Below are 8,023 nucleotides of genomic sequence, written 5' to 3' on the forward strand. Positions count from 1 at the left end.
GTCGGCGGAGCACGGGCTGACCGCGCACGACCTGGCCGAGGTGCCGGTGAAGCGGGCCGCCATCGCCGCGGCCCAGCGCAGGATCGCGGTCTGCGACGGCTCCAAGTTCGGCCGCACCGGCCTCGGCTACGTCTGCCCCGTCACCGACCTGGACGCGGTCATCACCGACGCGTCCGCGCCGCGCGACGAACTGGAGAAGCTCGAAGCCGCGGGCATCACCATCATCCAGGTCTGAGCGGAGCCGGGTTCAGGACCGGGCGATCTGGGTGCCCTGCGCGGAGAGCAGCCGCCACCCGGTGGCGGTGTCGAAGGCGAAGACGTGGGTGTAGCGGCTGGCGCTGGTGAAGGAGGCGCCCTCGGCACCGGTGAAGTTCATGCTCGTCCGGCCGACGACGATGGCGACGTCGGCGACGCGGCGCACGACGGCCTCCGCGTGGTGGGACTCGATGGCCGGGAACCGCAGCCCCGCGTCGATCGCGCCAAGGAGGTCGGCCTTGGTGACGGCGGCGCCGTCGTTGACGGCGACGAGGATGAAGTCGTCGGCGAGCAGGTCGTCCAGGCGGGCTGTGTCCGCTGCGACCAGGGCGTCGAAGAAGCGCTGGTCGTGGGCGAGCAGCGTCGCGCGGTCGTCGGGGTTCGCGATGGTGGTCACGGTGGTCCGTTCTTCAGGGTGTGCGAGGAAATTGGTCCAGCCTAGGGCTAAGTGATCTTGTAGGCCGAGGCGGCTCGTCCCCTCGGGGACGCCTGGCTCAGCGCGGGGGGCTCAGCGCGGGGGGCTCAGCGCGGGGGGCTCAGCGCGGGGTTCGGGCCATCGCGGGCGCTGGGCGGTGATCCGGGGCGATAATGGGGCCGGTCCGCTCTCCCCTGCCACGCCGCGAAAGCAGTCCTGTGACAAGCCGTCCGGAAGAACCGGTCGTCATCGACGGTGGCGACAAAGCCTGCGTGAGGCTCCTGCTCGAACTCCGCTCCCATCTGGCCGGGCTCTCGCCGGGCACGCTCGTCCACCTGCTGGCCTCCGATCCGGCCGCGCCGATCGACCTGCCCGCGTGGTGCCACCTCACCGGCCACCACTACCTGGGTCCCATCCCGGAGCCGGCGGGCACCCCCGCCTACGCCCTCCGCGTCGCCGCCGACGCCCGCCCCACCAGGCCGGACGCCCCCTGGCGCCCGGCCGCCCAGCAGAACTGAACCGGCGGGAACCCGGGGGCGGGGTGGTGCGTCCGAGAACGCGTCACTTTCCTCTGTTCCGGGAGCACGTGTTGCCGTCCACTCGCAGGTTCGTCGCCCCCGTCGCCCTCGCCACGGCCCTCGTGGTCGCCGGGTGCGGCGGCTCGGCCCATTCCCACCGCCGCCACGGCACGGTCCGGCGTGCCGGTCAGATGGTCACGGTGCCGAGCGTGGTCGGGATGAACCACCAGAAGGCGCAGAACCTGATGCAGTCGCGCGGCCTGCGCAACCTCGCCGAGCGGGACGCCACCGGACGCGGCCGCAAGCTGCTCGTCGACCGCAGCTGGGTGGTCGTCCGCCAGTTCCCCACCGCCGGCGCCCGCGTCTCGTCCGGCACGACGGTCACCCTCTACAGCAAGAAGTACACCGACTGACACCGCTGATCAGCGTGTGCCCGGGCGAACGGCGACCGCCCTCGCGCGACGGCGGTCGGGTCAGGACGTGAAGATCTGCGGGCTGGTCTCCTTGATCTTCGCGTTCGCCCAGCGGACCTGGCGGAGCGTGTCCGGATGGCAGCGGCTGACGAGGGCGAGCAGGTCGGTGTCCTTGGTCGCCTGCGCGACCTGCCCGGCGGTCTCCCAGTCCAGGGATATGCCCGACGCGTCCACGTAGACTTTCCGCAGGTCGTGCAGCAACAGCAGGCCCGCCTCGCTCTGCCGACCGAGCAGGTCCCCGGTCTTCTCCCGCAGGCGCTGCCCGAGGGACGCGTCGGAGTCCGGCTCGGCGTCGAGCTTGAGGTCGTAGCGCGGCGCGGCGTCCGCCAGGGCCGTCACATGGTCCTGCGACCAGACTGCCAGGTCGCGGGCGAGGTGGTACACCTCGTGGTCGGCGGCGTTGCGTTCGGAGATCCGCAGCAGGTCGCGCGCCAGGGCATTCTCGCGGTGGTGCAGGTCGCGCAGCAGCATTCCGAGTTTCATGGCCGCTCCCCGAAGCGCTGGTCGGCGACGGCGGTCGCGCCGCCGGCGGTCGCGTTGAACCCCGGGTCGAGCGGAGCCGAGGCCGTCAGGGTCGGCGCGTTCGCGGGCCCGTCCCCGCGCCGGACGAGGGCGACCCGCGCAGCGGCCGTCTTGAAGATCGGCTGCTTGGACGCCGGGTCCCAGTCGGTGAGGGTGAGCTCGTTCGCCGCGCGCTGGTGCCGGCCCGCGTCCTCGGGCTCGTCCCAGTAGCCGTAGTGGAAGGGCAGGAACACCACGCCGTCGCGGATCGCGGTGATCCGCGCCTGGGCCCGGACCGTCCCGCGCGGCGTGGTCACCTCCACCAGGTCGCCCTCGGCGACGTCGAGCGCCTCGGCGTCCACGGCGGACAGCTCCGCCCACACCTCGGGCGCGGCCTGCTGGAGCTGCGGCGCGCGGCCGGTCTTGGTGCGGGTGTGGAAGTGGTAGAGCGTCCGGCCGGTGATGAGCCGCAGCGGGAAGTCGTCGCTGGTCTGCTCGTGCGGCGTCAGGTAGGCGGACGCCTTGATGACCGCCTTGCCGGCCGGGTTCAGCGCCCGGTACTCGACCGGCTCGACGGGGGCGCCGGTGACCAGGTCGCGGCCGTAGCTCTCGCAGTAGTCCGGGGAGGCGAAGAACGCGCCGTCGGCGTAGAGCCGCTCGGTGCCGTCCGGACGGCTCTCGTCGCACGGCCACTGGATGCCGCCGCGCTCGCGCAGCCTGGCATAGCTGAGGCCGGTGTAGTCGCAGGGCCGCCCCCGGCTGCACTCCTTCCACGCCTCGAACGCCGACTCCGGGTCGGTCCAGTGGACCAGCGGGCCGCCGTCCTTGTCCTTCAGGCCCATCCGGGACGCGAAGTCCAGGAAGATGTCGAGGTCGGACCGCGCCTCGCCGGGCGGCGCCACGGCGCGTTCGCACAGGTGGACGGTGCGGTCGGCGTTGGTGAACGTGCCGGTCTTCTCGCCCCAGGTCGCGGCGGGCAGCACCACGTCGGCGAGCGCGGCCGTCTCGGTCAGGAACAGGTCCTGGACGACGACGAACAAGCCCTCCTGGGCGAGGATCGACCGGATCCGCGCGAGCTCGGGCAGCGAGACCGCCGGGTTGGTGCCGCTGATCCACAGCATCCGGATCGAGCCCTGCTCGGCGTACCGGAAGATCTGCATGGCGTGCGTGGGCGGCGCGTAGTGCGGGATCCGCTCCGGCTCGATGTTCCAGACCTTCGCCAGTTCGGCGATGTGGGCGTCGTTGGACCAGTTGCGGAAGGCGGGCAGGTCGCCGTCCGCGCCGCACTCGCGGGTGTTCTGCGCGGTCGGCTGGCCGTTCATCTGCAGGACACCGCACCCCGGACGCCCCAGCATGCCCCGCACCAGGTGCAGGTTGTTCACCTGCACGGCCGCCGCAGTCGCCTGGTGCGACTGGTAGAAGCCCTGCAGCACCGTCGAGGTGAGCCGCTCGGCCGTGCCGAGCAGGCGCGCGGCCTCCCGGATCCGTTCGGCCGGGACGCCGCAGATCTCCGCCACCCGCTCGGGCGGGTACTCCTTGACCCGCTCCTCCAGCTCGTCGAAGCCGACGGTGTGCGCGTCGAGGTAGTCGCGGTCGATGTGCCCGGCCGCGATGATCTCGTGCAGCAGCCCGTTCATCAGGGCGACGTTGGTGCCCGGACGCGGCGCCAAGTGCAGGGTCGCGGCACGGGCCGACGGCGTCGGACGCGGGTCCACGCACAGGATCGCTGGAGGCTCCGGCCCGGCGAGCCGGTCCAGCACCCGCGACCACAGCACCGCCTGCGTCTCGGCCATGTTGTGGCCGAACAGCGCGATCACGTCGGCGTGGTCGATGTCGGTGTAGGAGCCCGGCTGCCCGTCGCTCGCGAACGTTTCCTTGAGCGCCGCCGCGGCGGTCGCCGTGCACATCCGGGTGTTGCCGTCCAGGTGGTTGGTCCCCACACCGCCGTGGGCGATCACCGCGAGGGTGTAGTACTCCTCCAGCATCAGCTGGCCGGTCGTGTAGAAGCCGACGGCGGAAGGGCCCTGCTCGTCCAGCAGGGTCTTGGCGCGGCCGGCGACGCGGTCCATCGCGGTGTCCCAGTCGGTCTCGACCAGCTCGCCGTCCACCCGGACGAGCGGGCGGGTCAGCCGGTCGGGGGACGCGCCCGCCTGCCAGCCGAACAGGTCCTTGGGGTCCAGCCTGCCCCGGTTCACCCGGTCGTCGGCCCGGCCCCGGACCCCGACGATCCGGCCGTCCCGGACCGCGATGTCCATCGCGTCGCCGTTGGAGTGCAGCATCGACGCCGCCCGCACCCACCGGTCGACCTCGTCCTCGGTGACGCCGTCCGCGAGGTGGGTGTCCACGCGCACCGGCCATGTCCCGCCCGGACCGTAGGGCGTCCGGGTCCCCCACGGCTCGGCGATGGCGTCCCTCGGGCCCGCGCCGTCCGTCCGGCCCATCCCCCTCATCCGTTCGGCGCCGACGCGCTGATCTGGCCGAGGACGGAATCGCCGTCCCGCCCGGCCGCCACGTCGCCCAGGGAGAGGACCCCGACCGGCTCGCCGTCCTTGACCACCGGGAGCCTGCGGACCTTGCTCTCGGTCATCAGCCGCAGCGCCTTGGCCACCTCGTCGTCGGGGGACACGCAGACCGGGTCGAAGCTGCAGACCTCGCGGACCGGGAGGGTCTCGGGGTGACCGGTGCGGCTCAGGCCGCGCACCACCAGGTCCCGGTCGGTCACCACGCCGACCGTCCCGTCGTTACCGGTGACGACCACGCTCCCGATCGCCTGGTCGCGCATGAGGCGCGCCACGGTGGACAGGTCGGTGTCCGCCGCGACCGTGGTCGCGGGTTCGGTCATCAGCTCGCCCACTGTCTGCGACATCGTTCCCCCTTCTCGGCGGCGTCCCGTGCGGACGCCTCGTCAGCGAGGCTCGTACCCTGGTCCGGGATTTCAACCGCCCTGGAACGCCCCGGCCGCCATTTCCCGGAAAACCGCCGGTCAAGGCATACGTCCTCACCTAGCGTCGACCTATCGCGACGGTACTGATACCGGCTGCTCCGCCGTCGCGGCGCGGCTTCCGGGACCCGGCCCTCCTACCGTGGAGCCATGGTGGAGACACCCCCAGGGGACAAGAGTCGCGACCAGGTGCTGGAGACCGCCGCCCGGCTGTTCTCCGACCTCGGGTACGACGTGGTCGACCTCAAGCTCATCGCGGACGCCGCGGGCCTGACGACCTCCGAACTCACCGAACTCGCCGGCGACAAGCCCACCCTCTACCTGGCCGTCTTCACCTGGCTCCACCAGATGCAGCAGGAGTCGCTCGCGGGGTCACTGGAGGCGTTCACCCCGGACGCCGCCGGGGTCCAGGGCATCAGCGACGCGTTCCTGGACTTCTGCCTGCGGCACCGCGCGTTCGTCGGGATGTGGATGCACCGCTGGGCCGGCGACGCCGCCGACCTCGACGTCGAGACGCCCTTCGCCAAACCCGTCCTGTCCACGATGTACCAGGTCATGGCGCCCGCGGTGCAGCCCGGCGTGGACCTGGAGCTGGCGATCTGGAACATCATCTGGAGCGTCCACGGGTTCGTCCAGTTCGGCTTCATCGGCCAGGACGGGCAGAGCCACGGCAGCGACGAGCCCCCCGCCATCGCCCGCTTCCGCGCCTACCTCCACGACATGATCGCCCGCTTCGTCCAGGTGCCCGGCTAGCCACCCGACGCGCACCAGCGTCCGGAACGGACTAGATTCGTCTGCCGTGCGGATCATCTCTCTGAACGCCTGGGGCGGCGCGATGTTCGACGACCTCGCCCCCTGGCTCGGTACCTGCGGCGCGGACGTCCTCTGTCTCCAGGAGGTGACCCACACGGCGGCGCTCGACGGCTGGACCCGCTTCGACGACGCCGACCGGTCACTCCCGCAGCGCGCCGACCTGCTGGACGACGTCCGGACGCGCCTCCCCGACCACCACGCCCTGTTCACCACCAGCGACTCGGGCCCGGTCAGCGACGGCGACGGCAACGTCCACCGCCAAGATTTTGGTGTCGCCACGTTCGTCGCCGAGACGTTCCCGCTCGTCGGCACGCGCACCGGCTTCGTCCACGGCGAGTACGCCGAATACCAGGACGAATGGCCGAACGGCGACCGTCCGCGAGCGGCCTTGGCCGTCCGCGTCCTGGACCGCGAGAACGGCCGCTTCGTCACGGTCGTCCAGCTGCACGGCCTGCGCGACCCGGAGGGCAAGGGCGACACCCCGGCCCGCCGAGCGCAAGCGAAGCGCCTCGCCGACCTGGTCACCGACGCCCGCGAGGCCGGCGACCTGACCGTGGTCTGCGGCGACCTGAACCTCCTGCCCGACAGCGAGACCTTCGAGATCCTGAACGGCATCGGCCTGACCGACCTGGTCGGCACGTCCGACACCAGAACGTCCCGCTACAAGAAGCCCCTAAGAAGCGCCAGCTACCTCCTGGTCTCCGACCCAGAAGCCGTCCGAAACTTCGAAGTCCTCACGACACCCGAGGTCTCCGACCACCGAGCCCTCCAACTCGACCTCTGACGCAGACGACAGCCGGACCCACGAAAGCAGGGTCGCCGACACTCCCGAGCGTGACGGCGAGCCTGCTTGCAGGAAAATCGATCACGGACCACGGACCTCTCCCCAACGTCGCGCACGACCACAGAGCCCCTGTCCACTTTCAGCCCATCGCCGGGAGAACCAGCCGTCAGAGCGGCGAAGGGCAAAAGCGCGCCCCCTTCGGAACCTCCAGCACCCACGAATATCCAAGGAGGTTCCGAAGAAGCTTTAGGACGTTTCGCACTCAAATGGCCGATTCCCGTTCTTGATCGCTTGGCGACTCAGAGTAGTATGGCCAGTTCATTTACCGTGGCGCCCGCCCTTCGGGGCGGGCGAGGATCGCAACGGCGACACCGCCACGCTTGAGCGGGTCCAGGCGGCGCTGGTGGCGCCCGCCCTTCGGGGCGGGCGAGGATCGCAACCGCCGGGTCGAGAAGCTGGAACGGAAGATGGCGCGGGTGGCGCCCGCCCTTCGGGGCGGGCGAGGATCGCAACTCCCAGCTAGTCACGTACTTGGCGTAGGTGGCCGGGGTGGCGCCCGCCCTTCGGGGCGGGCGAGGATCGCAACATCGCCGCCCTCATCACAGGCCTGATGCCCGTCCTGGTGGCGCCCGCCCTTCGGGGCGGGCGAGGATCGCAACCTCTCCAGGATGCGTTCGGCGCCGTCGAGGGGGTGGCTGGTGGCGCCCGCCCTTCGGGGCGGGCGAGGATCGCAACATCCGCCGTAGCGAACCGATCCCAACGGGTCTCCCGGTGGCGCCCGCCCTTCGGGGCAGGCGAGGATCGCAACCAAGCTGTCCACGAAGGTCTGCTCGCCCAACAGGCGGTCGTGGCGCCCGCCCTTCGGGGCGGGCGAGGATCGCAACATCACCGTCAGCGCCCAACCCGGCCGCTCCAACCAGGTGTGGCGCCCGCCCTTCGGGGCGGGTGAGGATCGCAACGTCCAGGACGCGAGCGCCTTGCTTTCGCCCCACGAGTGGCGCCCGCCCTTCGGGGCCGGGCGAGGATCGCAACGCCTGACACGAGCCACGTATCGCCTCGCTGTGGGTGAGGGTGGCGCCCGCCCTTCGGGGCGGGCGAGGATCGCAACTCGATCGCCCGCACGCCGAAGCACATGCCCGCGCCGTGGTGTGGTGCCCGCCCTTCGGGGCGGGCGAGGATCGCAACCAGGCGCAGGTACACCACGTCGCCCATCTCATCGGTGGCGCCCGCCATTCGGGGCGGGCGAGGATCGCAACGGCGAGGCGGTGCCGGATCAGCGCGGCGGCCGAGCGGAGTGGCGCCCGCCCTTCGGGGCGGGCGAGG

General features: G+C 71.6%; 8 protein-coding genes, 1 pseudogene and 1 CRISPR repeat array. Of the genes and pseudogenes, 5 read left to right on the forward strand and 4 right to left on the reverse strand.

Going from position 1 to position 8,023, the window contains the following annotated elements:
* A pseudogene (locus AB0J52_RS18860) lies at positions 1-235 on the forward strand (decarboxylase); the annotation flags it as partial.
* A 12-nt stretch (positions 236-247) separates the two neighbouring features.
* Here AB0J52_RS18860 and AB0J52_RS18865 read toward each other — a convergent pair.
* A complete protein-coding gene (locus AB0J52_RS18865; RefSeq protein ID WP_500182885.1) occupies positions 248-652 on the reverse strand; it encodes a DUF4440 domain-containing protein in 405 nt (134 codons plus the stop codon).
* 290 nt (positions 653-942) lie between these two features.
* Here AB0J52_RS18865 and AB0J52_RS18870 point away from each other — a divergent pair, with 290 nt between their 5' ends.
* Entirely contained in the window at positions 943-1,188 is a 246-nt protein-coding gene (locus AB0J52_RS18870; RefSeq protein ID WP_500182886.1) for a sulfurtransferase TusA family protein, read from the forward strand.
* Positions 1,189-1,256: 68 nt separating this feature from the next.
* Positions 1,257-1,601 carry a PASTA domain-containing protein gene (locus AB0J52_RS18875; protein WP_500182887.1) on the forward strand — a complete coding sequence of 115 codons (345 nt, stop codon included), beginning with the start codon at positions 1,257-1,259 and terminating at the stop codon, positions 1,599-1,601.
* Between the two features lie 60 nt (positions 1,602-1,661).
* On the opposite strand, the gene AB0J52_RS18880 is transcribed toward AB0J52_RS18875, so the two are convergent.
* The 3 genes from AB0J52_RS18880 to AB0J52_RS18890 are packed head-to-tail and all read right to left on the reverse strand — an operon-like array spanning position 1,662 to position 5,028.
* Positions 1,662-2,144, reverse strand: a complete 483-nt coding sequence (locus AB0J52_RS18880) for a hypothetical protein (RefSeq protein ID WP_500182888.1) — start codon at positions 2,142-2,144, stop codon at positions 1,662-1,664.
* On the reverse strand, positions 2,141-4,603 hold the full coding sequence (locus AB0J52_RS18885) for a molybdopterin oxidoreductase family protein (protein WP_500182889.1): 2,463 nt from the start codon (positions 4,601-4,603) through the stop codon (positions 2,141-2,143). Before AB0J52_RS18885 ends, AB0J52_RS18880 begins: the two co-directional genes overlap by 4 nt.
* 5 nt (positions 4,604-4,608) lie before the next feature.
* Positions 4,609-5,028, reverse strand: coding sequence for a CBS domain-containing protein (locus AB0J52_RS18890; protein WP_500182890.1), 420 nt, complete (start codon positions 5,026-5,028; stop codon positions 4,609-4,611).
* 225 nt (positions 5,029-5,253) lie between these two features.
* Between AB0J52_RS18890 and AB0J52_RS18895 the strand changes: the two genes are divergently transcribed.
* Together AB0J52_RS18895 and AB0J52_RS18900 are read left to right on the forward strand one after the other, a co-directional pair.
* Positions 5,254-5,856: a TetR/AcrR family transcriptional regulator gene (locus AB0J52_RS18895; RefSeq protein WP_500182891.1), complete on the forward strand. Its 603-nt coding sequence runs from the start codon at positions 5,254-5,256 to the stop codon at positions 5,854-5,856.
* Positions 5,857-5,902: 46 nt separating this feature from the next.
* Entirely contained in the window at positions 5,903-6,700 is a 798-nt protein-coding gene (locus AB0J52_RS18900; protein WP_500182892.1) for an endonuclease/exonuclease/phosphatase family protein, read from the forward strand.
* A 326-nt stretch (positions 6,701-7,026) separates the two neighbouring features.
* Positions 7,027-7,660: a CRISPR direct-repeat array (repeat unit 38 nt; unit sequence GGTGGCGCCCGCCCTTCGGGGCGGGCGAGGATCGCAAC).
* Positions 7,661-8,023 lie beyond the last annotated feature (363 nt).

Source organism: Spirillospora sp. NPDC049652, assembly GCF_040675125.1.
GTDB lineage: Bacteria > Actinomycetota > Actinomycetes > Streptosporangiales > Streptosporangiaceae > Spirillospora.